Raw genomic sequence first — 18,667 nt, 5'->3', positions numbered from 1 at the left:
CTACCGCGGGAGGCCGACGGGATCGAGCCGCCGGGCACCGGAGGCGAAGCCGAGCCAGGTGTGCCGGTTGCCGGCCCAGCACCACCCGACCTTGGGCGCGTGCCGGTTCGTGGCGCCGTCGCGGCCGGTGCCGTTGCTGATCCAGATGGCGGGCGTGCGGGCGTCGAGCCTCCCGTCCGCCTTGCACAGCCGCGAGCCGATCGTCATGAAGCAGTGGTTCCGCTCCAGGACCTCGGGCTGCTGCAGCAGCCAGTGCAGGCCCTCGACGAGGGTGAGCGGGGTACGACCGGCGGCCACGACGTCGGGGAGCGCCTCGTCGGGGCTCCAGTTGGCGAGGTGGTCGCCGCGGTCGAGGTCCGTCACGAGGTAGAGGGCGGAGTCCGGGACCGCCGCCTCCGGGATCGGCCGGAACTCGTCCACGTCGCCCAGGTCGGTCACCACGAAGCCCGGCTTCTCCCGGTGCCGGAGGTACGGCGCCAGCGCGCTCGCGGGCAGCCGGTCCGGGTGGACGACGAGGAGCGCGCCGGGGACGTCGGTCCGCGCAGCCCGTCGTACCTCCTCGGCGGTGAGGTCCGCCCGCTCGGCGAGCCCGAGCGCGATGAGCCGTTCGGCCTGGTCGGGGAGCGGCGGGAGAGCGGTGGGTGCCGACAAGGGCTGTCCTCCAGGGATGTCGTGAGCAGGGCGCGTGGGCCCAACGACCCGCCGGCGACGTTGGTTCCCCGCGGCGCTGTGGACGGCGGCTCGCCCCCGGCTGGGCCGAGGCGTCACGATAGGCAGCGATGACGACGACGCACGCCCCGACCGAGGTCCTCTCCCGGGTCTTCGGGTACGACGCCTTCCGCGGAGACCAGGCCCAGATCATCGACACCGTCGTCAGCGGCGGCGACGCCCTGGTGCTGATGCCCACCGGCGGGGGCAAGTCGCTGTGCTACCAGGTCCCGTCGCTGGTCCGGCCCGGCACCGGCGTCGTCATCTCCCCGCTGATCGCCCTGATGCAGGACCAGGTCGACGCCCTCGGCGCGCTCGGCGTCCGGGCCGCCTTCCTCAACTCGACCCAGTCCTCCGAGGAGCGGCGCGCGGTCGAGGCGGCGTACGTCGCCGGCGAGCTCGACCTGCTGTACCTCGCCCCGGAGCGGCTCTCGGCACCCTCCACCCTCGCGCTGCTCGACCGCGGCGAGATCGCGCTGTTCGCCATCGACGAGGCCCACTGCGTCTCGTCGTGGGGCCACGACTTCCGGCCCGACTACCTGGCGCTCGCCGTGCTCGGGGAGCGGTGGCCCGCCGTACCCCGGATCGCGCTGACCGCGACGGCGACCGAGGCGACCCGGGCCGACATCGTCACCCGGCTCGGTCTGGACGACGCCCGGGTGTTCGTGTCGTCGTTCGACCGTCCCAACATCGAGTACCGGATCGTCGCGAAGGACAACCCCCGCCAGCAGCTCCTCGACCTGCTGCGCACCGAGCACGCGGGCGACTCGGGCATCGTCTACTGCCTGTCGCGGCGCTCGGTCGAGGAGACGGCGACCTTCCTGTCCCGCAACAACATCCCCGCGCTGCCGTACCACGCCGGCCTGGACGCCCGGCAGCGCGCCGAGCACCAGTCCCGCTTCCTGCGCGAGCCCGGCCTGGTCATCACCGCGACCATCGCGTTCGGGATGGGCATCGACAAGCCCGACGTCCGCTTCGTCGCCCACCTCGACCTGCCGAAGTCGGTCGAGGGCTACTACCAGGAGACCGGCCGTGCGGGCCGCGACGGCAACCCGGCCACGGCCTGGCTGGCCTACGGACTCCAGGACGTCGTCCAGCAGCGCAAGATGGTGCAGACCTCCGAGGGCGACGCCGCCCACAAGCGCCGCCTCGGTGCGAACCTCGACGCGATGCTCGCCCTCTGCGAGACCGTCGAGTGCCGCCGCGGCCAGCTGCTGGCCTACTTCGGCCAGCCCGCGGGCCCGGCCTGCGGCAACTGCGACACGTGCACGGCCCCGCCGGAGACCTGGGACGGCACGGTCGCCGCCCAGAAGTTCCTGTCCGCGATCGTCCGCCTCGCCCAGCGCCGCCAGCGGTACGGCGCCGGCCACGTCGTGGACATCCTGCTCGGCCGGACCAACGACCGCATCGTGTCGCTCGACCACACCTCGCTCAGCGTCTACGGCATCGGCACCGAGCTCGACGAGCGGCAGTGGCGCGGCGTCGTACGCCAGCTCCTCGCGCAGCGGCTGCTGACCGTCGGCGACGACGGCTACGGCACGCTCGAGCTCACCGAGGAGTCCTCGGCCGTGCTCCGGGGCGAGCGGCAGGTCCGGCTGCGCCACGAGGTGAAGCCCTCCGCCACCCGTCGCTCCTCGGCCTCCGGCCGGAAGGCCAAGGCCGACGACGTCCCGCTGGACGCCGCGGGGGAGGCGCTCTTCGAGGAGCTCCGCGCCTGGCGGGCGGCGACGGCGAAGGAGGCCGGCCTCCCGGCGTACGTCGTCTTCCACGACGCGACGCTGCGCCAGATCGCCGCGGTACGGCCCACGAGCCGGGAGCAGCTGGCCGGAGTCTCCGGGCTCGGCGCCGCCAAGCTCGAGAAGTACGGCGACGCGCTGCTGGGGATCACCGGCGCCTGACGGGCTCTCCCCGCTCGCTCAGCCTGGATCCGGGCTCAGACGCGCACCCGGCGGTGGTAGCGGACGACGACGGCGTCGTAGCGCTGGTGGCGCGAGCGGGTGACGGTGGCGGTCACGACCAGCAGGCGTCGGTTCTTCCGGGCCGCCGTCTCCATGCGGCGCCCCGGTCCGCCGCGGCGGCTCGCGGAGTCGCGGACCAGGTCCCAGCGCACCTTCGTGGCACGGCTCGGCAGCCGCACCCGCCACGACGCCGACGCGAACGTGCCCCTCCGGCACTTCAGCGCCAGGTCCCGGTCGATCTTCCGGGTCCGGCATCCCTCGCCACTCGTCCGGCGAGACGTCCTCGCGGCGGCGCGGGTGATCGTGAAGGCGCGGTTGCGGATCCCGGACGCGATGCGTACCTGGACAGTCTCCCTGACGGTGGTCACGACGTACTCCCCGTCGACCCACATACCCAGGTCGGCCGCGATGTGCGCCTGGTAGGTGCCGACGCCCGCGATCCGTCCTGTCTCGTCCCCTCCGTCCCAGCGGGCCTGCGAGCTTGCGTTCGAACCCCGGGGCGCGTCACCGAAGCGCAGGGAGCGGACGACGTCGCCGTTCTCATCGGTGATGTCCGCAGTGCCGTTCTCGTACTGGCTGGCGTAGATGTTGAACACCGCGAAGTCCTTGAAGCCGTCCCGGACATGGGGGAAGAAGACCTGCTCGGTCGGCTGGATCCAGGACCCGTCCTGCTCGTCGCCCTTGTCGGCGGTACCGCCCTGGGAGCGTCCGGCGATCCCGTCATTGTGGGCAGAGGCGCCGGTCGCCCCGAGCACGCTCGCCGTCACGACCGTGGCCAGCGCGAGGGCCAGGACCTTTGCGGCGCGCCGCTTGCCGCGCGCGAGGCGCAGGTGGACGCGGGGGTCAGTCATGGCTGTCTCTGGTCTCTCTCGGGGACGCGGGTCGCCGACGATACCCCGGGTGGGATCGGGGGGCAGGCGGATCAGAGGTCAGCCGTCGCGTCGTAGACCCAGCTGGTGTCGGCGGTGGCGAGCGACTCCACCCAGGACGCGGGCGCGTTGTTCATGATCGCGCCGTAGTCCCAGTAGTCCTTCCACAGCGACACCTTCCCGTCCCGCACCCGGTGCACGGTGGCGAAGGGGAGGGTAACCACCTCGCCCGAGGGGAACGTCCAGGTCTCCGAGTGCTCGTACATCACGTCGTCACCGGAGGCGACGAGCACCCCGTCGTGGTTCTCGTACGCCGCCAGCCCGCCCCAGCCGACCTGCAGCCGCTTGGCGATGTCGACGGGTCCCCGCGCGGAGAGGGAGGGGCCGAGCGGCATGTCCATGTAGAGGCAGTTGTCGGTGACCCAGTCGGCGATGCCGTCGTAGTCGCGCGCGGACAGCGTCCGCCACAGTCCCCGCACCGCCTCCTCGGGCGTACGGGTCACGAGGCGACCTCGGGCACCGAGGGCACCGAGGGCGCCGCCGCCGGCGACGAGGTACGACGGGGCGCGGTCAGCGGCTCGCGCGACTGCTCGCCGGCCCGCAGGAACCGTCCGGTCCGCTCGCGGCCGAGCAGCGACGACGCCCGCCCGGCGCGCCAGACCGTCCGGCCACCGACCATCACCAGCGGCACGGTCGCGTCGTTGCGGTTGACCATCCGCGAGAGGCCGTCGTACTGCTCGACGGGGGCCTCGGCGTACTCGTCGAGCGACGAGTCGAGCCGCGCCGGGTCGAGGACGAAGAGGTCGGCGCGGTCGCCGAGGCGCAGGTGGCCGGCGTCGAGGTCGTACCAGTCGGCGAGCTCGCCGGTCAGCCGGTGCACGGCGTGCTCCATGGTCATGAACGGCTGGCCGGCCTGCTCGGCGTCGTGCACGTGCTTCAGCAGCCGCAGCCCGAAGTTGTAGAAGGCCATGTTGCGCAGGTGGGCGCCGGCGTCGGAGAAGCCCATCTGGACGCCGGGCTCGCGGGCGATCTTCTTCAGGATCTCGGGGCGGTGGTTGGAGATGGTGGTGCGCCAGCGCATCGCGGTGCCGTGCTCCAGCACCAGGTCGAGGAAGGCGTCGACCGGGTGCGCGCCGCCGCGCTCCAGGCCGACCTGCCCGAAGGACTTGCCGACCACGGACTCGTCGGGGCAGGCGACGACCTGGGCGTCGAAGAAGTCGCGGTGCCAGACCCGCGGGCCGTACTTGCTCTCGTAGTCCTTGCGGAACCGCGCCCGGTACGACGGGTCGCGCATCAGCGTGTCGCGGGCCAGCTTCTCCTGCAGGTGCAGGGCCTGCGCGCCCGCGCCGAACTCCTCGAAGATCACCAGGTCGATGCCGTCGGCGTACACCTCGAACGGGACCGGGAGGTGCTGCCAGCGGAAGTCGCCGCCGAGCCGGTTGACGACCCCGGCCAGGCCGCGGAGCAGGTAGATGACGAACGGGATCGCCTTGATGTCGGCGGCCGACAGCAGGCTGGTCTTCAGCGGCTTGCCGAACAGTCCGAGCGAGCCGAAGGCCTGCGTCACGACGGTCTGCGGGCGCCCGACGTCGGGTCCGGCCTGCAGGGCCCGGCCGCGCCGGCGCAGGATCTTGCGCAGCCCGCGCATCTCCTTGCCGCCGGCGTACGTCGACGGCAGGGTGCGCGAGCGGCACAGGTCGCCGTCGAGCTTGTCGAAGAGCAGCTGCTGGGCCGACATGCCGACGAAGCCGGCGTCGAGCGCGTCGACGAGCATCCGCTCCATCCGGGCCTGCTCGGCGCGGGTGGGCTTCACCTCCTTGCGGGTGGCCCGGTCCAGGCCCATGGTCGCCGTGCGCATGTCGGAGTGGCCGATGAACGACGCGAGGTTGGGGCCGAGCGGGCGGTCCTCGAGCGCGGTGACGTACTCGCTGGCGGTGCGCCAGGTCTGGTGGTCGTCGACCGCGCGGATGACGTGCTGGCGCGGGATGGCCTCGACCCGGCCGAACAGGTCGCCGGCGTCGACCCCGCCCACGTGGACGGTCGACAGCGAGCACGAGCCGAGCAGGATCGTGGTGACGCCGTGGCGCAGCGACTCGGTCAGGTCGGGTCCGTTGAGGACCTCCACGTCGTAGTGCGTGTGGATGTCGACCATGCCCGGCAGCACCCACTGCCCGGCCGCCTCGACGACGTCCCCGCAGCCGGTCTCGTCGAGTGGCTCGGCGGAGATCCCGGCGACCTTGCCGTCGCGGATCCCGACGTGCCGGACGGCGGAGGGCCCGCCGCTCCCATCGAAGAAGCGCCCGTCCCGGATGATCGTGTCGTAGGTCACACGGGCATGGAACTCCCGTAGTTGACGCGCGTCAAGCGGTTCCCGTCAAACGGTCGCCGCGAACGCCTCCGCGACCACGTCGAAGGCCTCGTCGAGGAGCTCGTCGGAGATCGAGAGCGGCGGCAGGAAGCGGAAGACGTTGCCCCAGGTGCCGCAGGTCAGGGTCACGACCCCCTGCGAGTGGCAGTACGACGACACCGCCGCCGCGCGAGCTGCGTCCGGCTCGGTCGTGCCGGGCGTGCACAGCTCGATCGCCATCATCGCGCCGCGGCCTCGGACGTCGCCGATGACCGGGTGCTCGGCCTGCAGCGCCGCCAGCCGCGAGCGCATCCGCTCGCCCACGGCCCGCGCCCGACCGGCGAGGTCGTGCTCCTTCATCTCCTCGATCGCGCCCAGGCCGGCGGCGCAGGCGACGGGGTTGCCGCCGTACGTGCCGCCGAGTCCGCCGCCGTGCACCGCGTCCATCAGGTCGGCGCGGCCGGTCACCGCGGCCAGCGGCAGGCCACCGGCGATGCCCTTGGCGGTGGTCACCAGGTCGGGGACGACGCCCTCGTCGTCGCTGGCGAACCAGTCGCCGGTGCGGCAGAAGCCGGACTGGATCTCGTCGGCCACGAAGACGACATCGTTGCTCGCGCACCAGGCCGCGATCGCCGGCAGGAAGCCCGGCGCGGGCACGATGAAGCCGCCCTCGCCCTGGATCGGCTCGATCACGACGCAGGCCAGGTTGGTGGCGCCGACCTGCTTGTCGATGACGTCGATCGCGCGGGCCGCGGCCTCCTCGCCGGACTGGCCGTCGCGGAACGGGTACGACATCGGGGCGCGGTAGACCTCGCCCGCGAACGGCCCGAAGCCGTGCTTGTAGGGCATGTTCTTGGCCGTCATGGCCATCGTGAGGTTGGTCCGGCCGTGGTAGGCGTGGTCGAAGACCACCACCGCGTCCTTGCCGGTCGCGGCGCGGGCGATCTTGACCGCGTTCTCGACGGCCTCGGCGCCGGAGTTGAAGAGCGCGCTCTTCTTCGCGTGGTCGCCGGGGGTCAGCTCCGCGAGCTGCTCGCACACGTCGACGTAGCCGTCGTACGGCGTGATCATGAAGCAGGTGTGGGTGAACGCCGCCACCTGGTCGGTGACCCGCCGGGTCACTGCGGGGGCGCTGTTGCCGACCGTCGTCACGGCGATGCCGGAGCCCAGGTCGATCAGGGCGTTGCCGTCGACGTCGAGGATGATGCCGCCGCCCGCGGCCACCACGAACACCGGAAGCATCGTGCCGACGCCGTCGGCGACGTACGCCTTCTTGCGGTCCAGCCGCTCGAGCGAGCCGGGACCGGGGATGGCGGTGACGAGGCGTCGCTCCTGCGGGAGCGAGGGGCCGCCCATGGCGGGGATCGAGGTCATGGGGATGACTGTAGAGCCGACCTGGGACGATGGCGCACGTGACATCTCGCGACATCGTGGTCCTCGGCTCGACCGGCTCCATCGGCACCCAGGCCCTCGACCTGGTCCGTCGCAACCCGGACCGCTTCCGGGTCGTCGGGCTGACCGCCGGCGGCTCGAACCCGGACCTGTTCGAGCAGCAGGTCAAGGAGTTCGCGCCGGCCTTCGCCGGGCTGGGGGAGGACGCGTCGGTCGAGGCGGCCGGGCGGCCCTGCGACGTGGTCCTCAACGGCATCACCGGGGCCGTCGGCCTGCGTCCGACGCTGGCCGCGCTGGACGCCGGCACCACCTTGGCCCTGGCCAACAAGGAGTCGCTGATCATGGGCGGCCCGCTGGTGCTCGAGCGCGCGAAGCCCGGCCAGATCGTCCCGGTCGACTCCGAGCACTCCGCCCTGGCCCAGTGCCTGCGCGGCGGCACGCCGCAGGAGGTACGACGCCTGGTGCTGACCGCGAGCGGCGGCCCGTTCCGCGGTCGGACGCGGGAGCAGCTCGCCGACGTGACGCCGGAGGAGGCGATGAACCACCCGACCTGGGACATGGGCCCGGTGATCACCATCAACTCCGCGACCCTGGTCAACAAGGGCCTGGAGGTGATCGAGGCGCACCTGCTCTTCGACATCCCCTTCGACCGGATCGAGGTGGTCGTGCACCCGACGAGCGTCGTCCACTCGATGGTCGAGTTCGTCGACGGCTCGACGCTGGTGCAGGCCAGCCCGCCGACCATGCTCATCCCGATCGCCCTCGGTCTGGCCTGGCCCGACCGGGTGCCGGACGCGGCGCCGCCGGTCGACTGGACCCGGCCCGAGACCTGGGAGTTCCTGCCGCTCGATGACGAGGCCTTCCCGGCGGTCGCGTTGGCCCGCGCGGCGGGGGAGACCGGCAGCACCGCTCCGGCGGTCTACAACGCCGCCAACGAGGTCTGCGTCGACGCCTTCCGGCGGGGTGCGCTCGCGTTCGTCGACATCGTGGCGACGATTCAGGCTGTTCTCAGTCGCCACGACGTACCCTCGAGCGTGGCGATCGACGACATCCTCGCCGCCGACGCCTGGGCCCGCGCCGAGGCGACCCGACTGATCGAAGGACCCGCATGACCGCGCTGTTCTACCTGCTCGGGGTGGCGATCTTCGTGGTCGCCATCCTGGTCTCGATCGGGCTCCACGAGCTCGGCCACCTCATTCCCGCCAAGCGCTTCGGTGGCAAGGTGACGCAGTACTTCATCGGCTTCGGGCCCACCGTGTGGAGCAAGCAGGTCGGCGAGACCGAGTACGGCCTGAAGGCCATCCCGCTCGGTGGCTACGTCAAGATCGTCGGCATGCTGCCCCCAGGGGCGGAGGACCTCGTCGACGACGTGACGTACGACGAGGACGGCAACCCGGTCCACAAGGTCCGCAAGTCCAACACCGGCATGTTCACCCAACTCATCACCGACGCCCGCGCGGCCGAGTGGGAGCTGGTCAAGCCCGAGGACACCGACCGTCTCTTCTACAAGCTGCCGTGGTGGAAGAAGGTCGTCGTCATGGGCGGCGGGCCCACCGTCAACCTGCTGATCGCCTTCTTCCTGTTCCTCCTCGTCTTCTCCACCTACGGCGTGAAGACCTCGGAGGTCGACGCCGGAGCGCCCGTGGTCGACGCGATCTCCGAGTGCGTCATCCCCTACTCCGAGAGCGGCCGCGCCTGCGAGGAGACCGACCCGGTCAGCCCGGCCCTCGGCGCGGGCCTGCGGCCCGGCGACACGATCACCACCTTCAACGGCACCGCCATCGCCGGCTGGGAACAGTTGCGCGACCTCATCCGCGACAACAAGGGCGGCACGGCGACCATCGGCTACGAGCGCGACGGGAAGCCGCTGACCGGCACCACCAGCACCACCGTCGAGGCCCGCCCGACGTCCGACTCCGACGAGACGCTGACCGAGGTCGGGTTCCTGGGCGTCGTCCCGACGACGCACACGGTCACCGAGAAGGGCGGCGTGCTCTTCACCCTCGACCAGATGGGCACGATGACCGTCGACACGGTCCAGGCGCTCGGCACCCTGCCGGTCAAGGTCTGGGACGTCGCGCAGGCGATCGTCGGGCTGGAGGAGCGCGCGGCCGACAGCCCGATGAGCATCGTCGGCGGCGGCCGGCTGGCCGGAGAGACCGTGTCGCACGACGAGTTCCCGGTCGTCGACAAGGCCGTGTTCCTGGTCATGCTCATCGCCGGCTTCAACTTCTTCATCGGGATGCTCAACTTCGTCCCCCTCCTCCCGCTCGACGGCGGCCACATCGCCAGCGCGCTCTGGGAGGCGCTGCGCCGCGGGTTCGCCCGGCTCCGGCGCCGACCGGACCCGGGGTACGTCGACGCGGCCAAGCTGCTCCCGATCGCCTACGTCGTCGCCATGGGCTTCGTGGTGATGGGCGTCGTGCTGATCGTCGGCGACCTCGTCGTACCCCTCCACCTGGAGGGCTAGAAAGCGCCTGGCGGGCGGTAGCCTTCTCGACGGTGCACCATCCGCGACCGACGGGGTCGCGACCGACCGAGGAGAACCTTGAACCACCCCGACACCACCCCGCGCGTGCTCACCGTCGGTGCCTACGAGCGTGACAACTTCGGCGACCTGCTCTTCCTGCTCCTCACCGAGCGCTACCTGGCCGGCAGCGAGATCGTGGCCTCCGCCCCGTTCGCGGCCGACATGACCGAGCTGCTCGACCGCCAGGTCGTGGCGACGGGCGAGCACCTCCAGCAGCACCGGTACGACGTCGTCTGGTCGGTCGGTGGCCAGGTCGGGGCGCTCGACCTGGAGGGCGCGTTCCGGATGGCGGTCCCGCCCCGCGAGTTCGCCGCCTACCAGACCGCGACGCCGGCGCGGCAGCGCGAGATCCTGTCCGCGGCCGTCGCGGGGGCGCCGATCACCTCGCCGTACGTCCCGACCGTGGGGGCCTTCCCGCTCAACGGCGGCGCGGTCTCGGTCCTGAACTCGGTCGGGATCGCCGGGCTCACCACGCGCTCGGTCAAGGTCCGCCACGAGATGGCGGCGGTGCTGCGGACGGCCGACGTCGTCTCCGTGCGGGACAAGCCCTCCAGCAAGTACCTCCAGGAGCTCGGCGTCGAGCACACGCTGGCCCCGGACGTCGTGCACACGCTGCGGGTCCTCGAGCCGTACGAGCCGGATCCGGACAGCGACGTCGTCGTCCTCCAGGTCTCGTCCGGGCTCGCCGCGCTGATGGGCCACGAGACGATCGCCGAGCAGCTGGCCGCGAGCCGGCACCTCGGCGGCTCGAAGGTCCGCTTCGTCATGGCCGGCCTGGCCACCAGCCACGACTCGGTCGCCGACTGCGAGCGGATCGCCGAGCGGCTGCAGCAGCTGTCGCCGTCCACCGAGATCGAGTTCGCGACCGGCCGGCAGCCGCTCGACGTCGTCAAGGCCATCCGCGACGCCCGCCTGGTGATCGGGACGTCGCTGCACGTCCGGATCGTCGCGGCGTCGTACGACCTGCCCCGGGTGACCTTCGAGCGCACCAAGCCCACCCGCTACGCGCGGCACTGGGACAAGCACATGCCCTTCCACGTGGCAGTGACCGACCTCGACGAGGCGATGGGCGCCGCGCTCGGCGCCCGGAACCGCCCCGAGGTGCGGGAGGCGTCGGCCCGGCTCTCGCGGCTGGCCGACGAGAACGTCCGCGCGATCGCCGACCGGGTGGGCGAGCTTACGGCCGGCCTCACCGACGCCGTGCGCGAGGAGCGGGCCGAGACCCGGCTGGCCGCACTCGCGGCCGCGGCCGAGGCCGCCCACCACGACTTGCCCGGCATCCGCGACGAGCTCGACGCCACCCAGGCGCGGCTCGACGAGACGCGGACCGTGCTTGCGCGGACCCGGGCGAGCCTGGCGGAGGCGCAGGCCCAGGCCGTGCCGGCGGGCCGACCGGGCCTGGCCGAGCGGGTGCTGCGGCGGGCCGGTCGCCGCGAGCGCTGATGAGGGGCGCCGCGGCCCCGCCCAGTAGATTGGCGCCATGACCGAGATCAACCTGGGGATGCCCGCGGCGCCGCCGCCGGTGCTCGCCCCGCGCCGTCCGACCCGCCAGATCCAGGTCGGCAAGGTCGGGGTCGGCAGCGACCACCCGGTCTCGGTGCAGTCGATGACCACGACGCTCACCTCCGACGTCAACGCGACCCTCCAGCAGATCGCCGAGCTCACCGCGTCGGGCTGCGACATCGTCCGGGTCGCGTGCCCCAGCCAGGACGACGCCGAGGCGCTCCCCGCGATCGCCCGCAAGTCGCAGATCCCGGTGATCGCCGACATCCACTTCCAGCCCAAGTACGTCTTCGCGGCCATCGAGGCCGGCTGCGCGGCCGTCCGGGTCAACCCGGGCAACATCCGCAAGTTCGACGACCAGGTCAAGGAGATCGCCCGGGCCGCCCAGGACCACGGCACCTCGATCCGGATCGGCGTCAACGCCGGCTCGCTCGACCCGCGGCTGCTGGAGAAGTACGGCAAGGCGACGCCCGAGGCGCTCGTCGAGTCGGCCAAGTGGGAGGCCAGCCTCTTCGAGGAGCACGGCTTCCGTGACTTCAAGATCTCGGTCAAGCACAACGACCCCGTCGTGATGGTCCGCGCCTACGAGCTGCTCGCCGCCGAGGGCGACTGGCCGCTCCACCTCGGCGTGACCGAGGCGGGCCCGGCGTTCCAGGGCACGATCAAGTCCGCGACCGCCTTCGGCGCGCTGCTCAGCAAGGGCATCGGCGACACGATCCGGGTCTCGCTCTCCGCGCCTCCCGTCGAGGAGGTCAAGGTCGGCATCCAGATCCTGCAGTCACTGAACCTGCGGCCCCGCAAGCTGGAGATCGTCTCCTGCCCGTCCTGCGGCCGCGCCCAGGTCGACGTCTACACCCTGGCCGAGCAGGTCACCGCCGGCCTCGAGGGCATGGAGGTCCCGCTGCGGGTCGCCGTCATGGGCTGCGTCGTCAACGGTCCGGGGGAGGCCCGCGAGGCCGATCTCGGCGTCGCCTCCGGCAACGGAAAGGGCCAGATCTTCGTCAAGGGCGAGGTCATCAAGACCGTGCCCGAGTCGCAGATCGTCGAGACCCTGATCGAGGAGGCCATGCGCATCGCCGAGGGCATGGAGGCCGTCGACGGCGCGGGCGCCGAGGTCACCGTCGGCTGATCGGCCGAAACCGATCCGGTCCACCCGGAGCGCGACCTAGAGTTCCGCCATGCTCTGGACCGGTGATCTCGAGGACGCTCCCAGCTCGTGCTTCGAGGCGAACGAGTTCGGGGAGCTGCCGACCTGCTCGTACTACGGCGGGGAGTGGCACCGCAGCTTCGAGAACAGCGGCGACCCGTCCGACGGGTTCGGCGGGTTCGTCGCGCTGATCATCATCCTGGGCGTGATCGCCGCGGCCGGTACGGCGTACTGGCGCGTGACCACCGCTCGCGGGATGGCACGCCGGTCCGGCCTGGACGAGGACGAGGCCGCCCGGATGGCGCTGTTCACCGAGACCGGGCTGGAGACGACGTACCTCGCCTCGACGATGCGTCGGCGCGAGGTCGAGGCGGCCCCGGCGCCCGCCGCCGCTCACGACCATGACGACGTGGCCGACCGGCTGCGGCGGCTCGACCGATTGCGCGACGAGGAGCTGGTCAGCAACGAGGAGTGGGGCGAGCGCCGTCGGGCGATCCTCGACGAGCTCTGAGACCCCTCGTGCCGCCCGTCTCCCCGGCCCGGCGACCGGGACGTAGGCTCAGCCCGTGCTGACGACGCGTCACGGGGTGCGCCCCCTCGGAGCCCCCGACCTGGACGCGTTCCTCCGCCTCACCGCGCAGGACCCGGTGGTCAACGTCTTCGCCGACTACCGCGCCCGGACGACCAACCTCGAGCCGCGCTGGCTGGGCGGCGAGATGTGGGGCCGCTTCGAGGACGGCGAGCTGGTCGCGGCCTGTCACGTGGGGGCCAACCTGGTCCCGGTGCAGGCCAGCGCCGACGACGCCCGCACCTTCGCCGAGCGGGCGCTGACCCGCGGCCGCACGGTCTCGACCATCGTCGGCCCGCACGAGGCGGTCCGGGTGCTCTGGAACGGGGTCGCGGGCTCCTGGGGCCGACCGCGCGAGACCCGCTGGGGCCAGCCCCACCTGGAGCTGAGCGAGGCGCCCCTGGCCGCCGCGGACCCCGCCGTACGCCGCACGACCCGGCAGGACCTGGACGAGCTCTACCCGGCCTGCGTGGCCATGTACACCGAGGAGGTCGGCATCTCCCCGGAGTACGGCGGGGGCGCCGACCTCTACCGCGCCCGGGTCACCCAGCTGATGAACCGGGGCTGGTCGTTCGCGCGGTTCGACGCGGGACGGCTGGTGTTCAAGGCCGAGGTCGCCTGCGCCTCGCCGTACGCCGCCCAGATCCAGGGGGTCTGGGTGCCGCCGGACCGCCGTGGGGAGGGCCTGGCGATCGCCGGCATGGCCGCCGTCGCCGAGCTGGTCCGGCGCGAGATCGCCCCGGTCGTGTCGCTCTACGTCAACGAGTGGAACACCCCGGCCCGCCGCGCCTACGCCACGGTCGGCTTCCGCGAGACGGCCCGGTTCTCCACCGTCATGTTCTGAGAGGGTGGCGCGATGAGCCTCCCCACCAGCGTCAAGGTGCTCGCCACCGGCTTCGCCGTCAGCGGCACCATCCACCTCGTGAAGCCCGAGGTCTACGAGCCGATCATGCCGTCGTGGGTGCCGGCCCACCGCGAGGTGATCCTGGCCAGCGGGGTCGCCGAGCTGCTGTGCGCGGCGGGCCTGGCGGTGCCTCGGACCCGGCGGCTGGCCGGCTGGGCGAGCGTGCTGCTGCTGGTCGGCGTCTTCCCCGGCAACGTGCAGATGGCCCAGGACGCGTCGAAGACCCGCAACACGACGTTCAAGGCCGCGGCCTACGCCCGGCTGCCGCTCCAGCTGCCGATGATCCGCGCGGCGCTGCGGGCGACCCGGGAAGGGTGAACTGGTTCGCTGACGGGGGAGTCCGGGAAGTAGCCTTGCGCCCCATGAGCACCCCCCGGATCCTCCGCATGTCGAGCCTCTTCGTCCGCACGCTGCGCGACGACCCGGCCGATGCCGAGGTCCCCAGCCACCGGCTGCTCGTGCGGGCCGGCTACATCCGCCGCGCGGCCCCGGGCATCTACACCTGGCTGCCCCTCGGCCTGAAGGTGCTGCGCAAGATCGAGGCCATCGTCCGCGACGAGATGGACGGCATGGGCGCCCAGGAGCTGAGCTTCCCCGCACTGCTGCCCCGCGAGCCCTACGACGCCACCGGCCGCTGGACCGAGTACGGCGACAACATCTTCCGCCTGAAGGACCGCAAGGGCGGCGACTACCTCCTCGGCCCCACCCACGAGGAGATGTTCACGCTGACGGTCAAGGACCTGTACTCGTCGTACAAGGACCTGCCGCTGTCGATCTACCAGATCCAGACCAAGTACCGCGACGAGGCGCGTCCCCGCGCCGGCATCCTGCGCGGCCGCGAGTTCACGATGAAGGACTCCTACTCCTTCGACGTGGACGACGCCGGCCTCGACGAGAGCTACCAGAAGCACCGCGACGCCTACGTCCGGATCTTCGACCGGCTCGGCTTCGACTACGTCATCGTCAAGGCGACCTCGGGTGCCATGGGCGGCTCGCGGTCCGAGGAGTTCCTGGCCAAGGCCGCCGTCGGGGAGGACACCTACGTCCGCTGCACGACCTGCGACTACGCCGCGAACGTCGAGGCCGTCCAGGTCCGCCCGCCCAGCCCCGTGGCGTACGACGACGCGCCCGCCGCCCACGCGGAGCAGACGCCCGACACCCCCACCATCCAGACGCTGGTCGACCACCTGAACGCGTCGTACCCCCGGCCCGACCGCGCCTGGACCGGCGCCGACACGCTGAAGAACGTCCTGGTGATGCTGAAGCACCCCGACGGCACCCGCGAGCCGGTCGCCATCGGCCTGCCCGGCGACCGCGAGGTCGACCAGAAGCGCCTGGAGGGCCAGCTGGAGCCCATCGAGGTCGAGCCGTTCGACGAGACCGAGTTCCGCAAGCACCCCAGCCTGGTCAAGGGCTACATCGGCCCCGGCGTGCTGGGGGAGAAGAACGAGTCCGGCATCCGCTACCTCGTCGACCCCCGCATCGTCGAGGGCACCCGCTGGGTCACCGGCGCCGACGCCCCCGGCAGCCACGTCCTCGACCTGGTCGCCGGCCGCGACTTCACCCCCGACGGCACCATCGAGGCCGCCGAGGTCCGCGACGGCGACCCCTGCCCGAACTGCGACGGCGGCGTGCTCGAGACCGCCCGCGGCATCGAGATGGGCCACATCTTCCAGCTCGGCCGCAAGTACGCCGATGCCCTCGACCTGCGGGTCCTCGACGAGAACGGGAAGCTCGTCACGGTCACCATGGGCTCCTACGGCATCGGCTGCTCGCGCGCCGTCGCCGCGATCGCCGAGGGCACCCTCGACGAGGTCGGGCTGTGCTGGCCGCGCAACGTCGCGCCCGCCGACGTCCACCTGGTCGCCGCCGGCAAGGACGAGGCGACGTTCGCCGCGGCCGAGCGGATCGCCCACGAGCTGGCCGGCCAGGGCATCGAGGTCCTCTACGACGACCGCGCCGGCCGGATCAGCCCCGGCGTGAAGTTCAAGGACGCCGAGCTGATCGGTGTCCCGACGGTCGTCGTGGTCGGCAAGAGCCTGGCCGAGTCGCACACGGTCGAGGTCCGCGACCGCCGCTCGGGCGAGCGCGAGGACGTCTCCGCCGATCACGTGGTCGACCACCTCGTGCGGCTGGTCCGCCACTGAGCGAGGGTCACGCCCGCACGTAGAGCGGGGCCCGGCCGTCCTTGCCGGCCGGCTCGACGAGCTCCATCAGCCGCAGGCAGTAGACCACCCGCTGGGCCAGCACGGTCGGCGCGCCGATCAGGGCGCCGAGGTCCTTGGTCGTGAACGGCGCGTCGGGCAGCTCGGCCCCCAGCAGGCCGAGCACGTCCTTCGGTCGTCGTACCTCGTGGCGGGCGAGGACGGCGTCGAGGTGCCGCGTCCCGGGGTCCTTGGTACGACGCCGGTTGCCGCCGGTCCGGGTCGGGGCGGGGCCGCGGACGTGGTCCTCGCGGCACAGCAGCACCTCGACCACCAGGTGCGGGTGCCCGATCAGGGACGGGAACGCGACCAGCCGGTCGAAGACCTCCAGCACCGAGGCCGCCTTCGGCGAGCGCCGCTCCGACAGCACGACCCCGTCGGCGTCGACCCGGACGATCCGGCGCTCGGCCGGCACCGGGTGCACGATCCGCATCCGGTGCCCGTCGAGCAGCGCGTCGAGCTTGGGCCCGAGCGGTCCGAAGCCGCCCGTCTGGATCTCCACCAGCTCCCCGTCCGCGCGGACCAGATCGACGACGAACCGGTCCACCGGCACCTCGAACCGATCGCCGGGCCGGGCCAGCCACTGCTTCACGGCAGCGTGCAGCGGGCCTTCGGCGAGGGTCCCGATGCCGGTCACCGGCTCACCTTAAGGTGCTGCCCATGGGACACATCGACGCGGTGATCTTCGACTGGGGCGGCACGCTGACCCGCTGGCACGACGTCGACTTCCACGCCGAGTCGCTCGCGCTCGCGCAGGCCGTCGTCGACGTCGACCACCCCGTCGAGGTCTCCCAGGCCCGGCTTCACGCGGCCAACCAGGCCGTCTGGGGCCGCAGCCGCGACCACCAGCAGAGCGCCACCATCGCCGACCTGTTCACCGAGGCCGGACTCCCGCACGACCCCGACCTGCTCCAGGCCTACTACGACTTCTGGGTGCCGCACACCGAGACCGACGCCGACGTCCGCCCGCTGTGGGAGTCCCTGCGCGCCGACGGGGTCAAGGTCGGCGTGCTCTCCAACACGATCTGGCCGCGCGCGTGGCACGAGGGCTTCTTCGAGCGGGACGGCGTCCTCGACCTGGTCGACGGCGCCGTCTACACCAGCGAGGTGCCGTGGACGAAGCCGTCCCACCACGCCTTCGAGGCGGCGATGGCCGCGGTCGGGGCCACCGATCCCGCCCGCTGCGTGTACGTCGGCGACCGTCTCTTCGACGACGTCTGGGGCGCCCAGAACGCCGGTCTGCGGGCGATCCACGTGCCGCACAGCGTCATCCCGCCCGAGCAGGTCGGGCACACCGAGGGCACGCCGGACGCCGTCGTGCACCGGCTGCTCGACGTCCTGGGGGTCGTCCGCGGCTGGGCCTGAGTCCGTGCAGGTTCCTGCAATGCAGGAACCCGCACGCCGGACGATCTCCCGTCTAGACCAGTTGCTGGGGCACGATCGTGCGGTCGCCGCCCGTCCGGGGGCGGCATCTCTCGGGAACAGGACCTTCTGCATGCGCCTCCACCGCCCCCTCCGTCTCGCCGCCGCTGCCGCCCTCGGCGTCGGCGCCCTGGCCTTCTCCGCACCGTCCGCCACCGCGCTCGTGCCTTCGGAGAGCTCGGGTGCGTGCCTCGCGGGCGACGCCCACGACGACGCGGCCGCGGCCCGGGGCGGCGGCCACGCCCACGACCACCGCGAGATCAGCGCGCTCGAGCAGGAGCGGATCCGCGACGACGTGGCCGGCCGGCTGGCGGCGCAGGGCACGTCTCGGCGCGAGGCGTCGGCGGCGGCCGCGTCGGTGCCGGTCTACGTGCACGTGATGCGCGATGCGTCCGGCAACGGCGACGTCACCGACGCCCAGATCGCCGAGCAGATCGACGTCATGAACGTCAGCTTCGCCGGCGGCAAGTCCGCGGAGGCGGCCGACACCGGCTTCAGCTTCTACCTCGCCGGCACCGACCGGTACTCCAACACCGCGTGGCACCAGGATCAGCAGAGCGAGAGCTACCGGGCCCAGACCCGCCAGGGTGGTGCGAACGCGCTGAACATCTGGCTGGTCGACTTCGACTACCTCGGCATCGCGACCTTCCCGTGGGACTACTCCTCGGACCCCGACATCGACGGGATCCGTGTCCAGTACTCGTCGCTGCCCGGAGGCTCGGCCACCAACTACAACCTCGGCGAGACCGCGACCCACGAGGCCGGACACTGGTTCGGGCTCTACCACACGTTCCAGGGCGGGTGCACGAGCACGAACGACGAGGTCTCCGACACCCCGGCCCAGTCCGGCTCCACCTCGGGCTGCCCCGCCGGCCGGGACTCCTGCTCGCTGCCCGGCCTCGACCCGATCCACAACTTCATGGACTACAGCTACGACAGCTGCTACACGATGTTCACCGAGGGGCAGAGCTCCCGGGCCTCCCAGATGTGGTCGGCCTACCGGGGCTGACCCCGTCTCGACTGCAGGTTTGTGCAATGCACATTTGTGAGGACGGCCCCTGGTCGCGCTGACCGGACCCGTGTTGCAGACTTGTGCAAGAAGGATCAGCCGTCGG

Annotated in this window: 17 protein-coding genes; 11 read left to right on the top strand and 6 right to left on the bottom strand. The window is 72.2% G+C overall.

Going from position 1 to position 18,667, the window contains the following annotated elements:
- Positions 1-651 (bottom strand): DUF5701 family protein, encoded by a 651-nt coding sequence (locus tag BLT76_RS06610; RefSeq protein WP_211752758.1) that lies wholly within the window; start codon positions 649-651, stop codon positions 1-3.
- Between the two features lie 128 nt (positions 652-779).
- On the opposite strand from BLT76_RS06610, the gene recQ reads away from it, so the two are divergent.
- The gene (recQ, locus tag BLT76_RS06605) at positions 780-2,606 is read left to right on the top strand and encodes a DNA helicase RecQ (RefSeq protein WP_090852652.1); all 1,827 of its coding nucleotides are present in this window, start codon (positions 780-782) and stop codon (positions 2,604-2,606) included.
- A gap of 35 nt (positions 2,607-2,641) precedes the next feature.
- Here the strand turns inward: recQ and BLT76_RS06600 are convergent, their stop codons facing one another.
- The 4 genes from BLT76_RS06600 to gabT all read right to left on the bottom strand — a co-directional run bounded on the left by BLT76_RS06600 (position 2,642) and on the right by gabT (position 7,256).
- Positions 2,642-3,517, bottom strand: a complete 876-nt coding sequence (locus BLT76_RS06600; protein ID WP_090852649.1) for a FlgD immunoglobulin-like domain containing protein — start codon at positions 3,515-3,517, stop codon at positions 2,642-2,644.
- 71 nt (positions 3,518-3,588) lie between these two features.
- Positions 3,589-4,038 carry a nuclear transport factor 2 family protein gene (locus BLT76_RS06595; protein WP_090852642.1) on the bottom strand — a complete coding sequence of 150 codons (450 nt, stop codon included), beginning with the start codon at positions 4,036-4,038 and terminating at the stop codon, positions 3,589-3,591.
- Complete coding sequence (locus BLT76_RS06590; RefSeq protein WP_090852638.1) at positions 4,035-5,864, bottom strand: N-acyl-D-amino-acid deacylase family protein; 1,830 nt, start codon at positions 5,862-5,864, stop codon at positions 4,035-4,037. The genes BLT76_RS06595 and BLT76_RS06590 overlap by 4 nt, the downstream gene beginning before the upstream one ends.
- Positions 5,865-5,909: 45 nt before the next feature.
- A complete protein-coding gene (gene gabT, locus BLT76_RS06585) occupies positions 5,910-7,256 on the bottom strand; it encodes a 4-aminobutyrate--2-oxoglutarate transaminase (protein WP_090852635.1) in 1,347 nt (448 codons plus the stop codon).
- Positions 7,257-7,285: 29 nt separating this feature from the next.
- Between gabT and dxr the strand changes: the two genes are divergently transcribed.
- The 8 genes from dxr (at position 7,286) to BLT76_RS06545 (ending at position 16,073) form a co-directional block, all read left to right on the top strand.
- Positions 7,286-8,386, top strand: coding sequence for a 1-deoxy-D-xylulose-5-phosphate reductoisomerase (gene dxr / locus BLT76_RS06580; RefSeq protein ID WP_090852632.1), 1,101 nt, complete (start codon positions 7,286-7,288; stop codon positions 8,384-8,386).
- Positions 8,383-9,744 (top strand): M50 family metallopeptidase, encoded by a 1,362-nt coding sequence (locus tag BLT76_RS06575; RefSeq protein ID WP_090852629.1) that lies wholly within the window; start codon positions 8,383-8,385, stop codon positions 9,742-9,744. The genes dxr and BLT76_RS06575 overlap by 4 nt, the downstream gene beginning before the upstream one ends.
- Before the next feature lie 78 nt (positions 9,745-9,822).
- Positions 9,823-11,247 (top strand): polysaccharide pyruvyl transferase family protein, encoded by a 1,425-nt coding sequence (locus BLT76_RS06570; protein WP_090852626.1) that lies wholly within the window; start codon positions 9,823-9,825, stop codon positions 11,245-11,247.
- 37 nt (positions 11,248-11,284) lie between these two features.
- Positions 11,285-12,436: a flavodoxin-dependent (E)-4-hydroxy-3-methylbut-2-enyl-diphosphate synthase gene (gene ispG, locus BLT76_RS06565; protein ID WP_090852622.1), complete on the top strand. Its 1,152-nt coding sequence runs from the start codon at positions 11,285-11,287 to the stop codon at positions 12,434-12,436.
- 49 nt (positions 12,437-12,485) lie between these two features.
- Complete coding sequence (locus BLT76_RS06560; protein ID WP_090852618.1) at positions 12,486-12,965, top strand: hypothetical protein; 480 nt, start codon at positions 12,486-12,488, stop codon at positions 12,963-12,965.
- Positions 12,966-13,020: 55 nt separating this feature from the next.
- The gene (locus BLT76_RS06555; protein WP_090852614.1) at positions 13,021-13,866 is read left to right on the top strand and encodes a GNAT family N-acetyltransferase; all 846 of its coding nucleotides are present in this window, start codon (positions 13,021-13,023) and stop codon (positions 13,864-13,866) included.
- 12 nt (positions 13,867-13,878) lie between these two features.
- Positions 13,879-14,244 (top strand): DoxX family protein, encoded by a 366-nt coding sequence (locus BLT76_RS06550; RefSeq protein ID WP_090852611.1) that lies wholly within the window; start codon positions 13,879-13,881, stop codon positions 14,242-14,244.
- A 44-nt stretch (positions 14,245-14,288) separates the two neighbouring features.
- Positions 14,289-16,073, top strand: coding sequence for a proline--tRNA ligase (locus BLT76_RS06545; protein ID WP_244509290.1), 1,785 nt, complete (start codon positions 14,289-14,291; stop codon positions 16,071-16,073).
- Positions 16,074-16,080: 7 nt separating this feature from the next.
- Here the strand turns inward: BLT76_RS06545 and BLT76_RS06540 are convergent, their stop codons facing one another.
- The gene (locus BLT76_RS06540; protein WP_090852605.1) at positions 16,081-16,767 is read right to left on the bottom strand and encodes a DUF8091 domain-containing protein; all 687 of its coding nucleotides are present in this window, start codon (positions 16,765-16,767) and stop codon (positions 16,081-16,083) included.
- Between the two features lie 23 nt (positions 16,768-16,790).
- Here BLT76_RS06540 and BLT76_RS06535 point away from each other — a divergent pair, with 23 nt between their 5' ends.
- Positions 16,791-17,495, top strand: a complete 705-nt coding sequence (locus BLT76_RS06535) for an HAD family hydrolase (RefSeq protein WP_090852602.1) — start codon at positions 16,791-16,793, stop codon at positions 17,493-17,495.
- Between the two features lie 130 nt (positions 17,496-17,625).
- The gene (locus BLT76_RS06530; RefSeq protein WP_090852600.1) at positions 17,626-18,561 is read left to right on the top strand and encodes a zinc metalloprotease; all 936 of its coding nucleotides are present in this window, start codon (positions 17,626-17,628) and stop codon (positions 18,559-18,561) included.
- Positions 18,562-18,667: the final 106 nt, after the last annotated feature.

This window comes from Nocardioides lianchengensis (assembly GCF_900101465.1).
Classification (GTDB): Bacteria; Actinomycetota; Actinomycetes; order Propionibacteriales; family Nocardioidaceae; genus Nocardioides; species Nocardioides lianchengensis.
The sequence above is the reverse complement of the archived record's forward strand: the minus strand, read 5'-3'. Positions and strand labels throughout refer to the sequence as shown.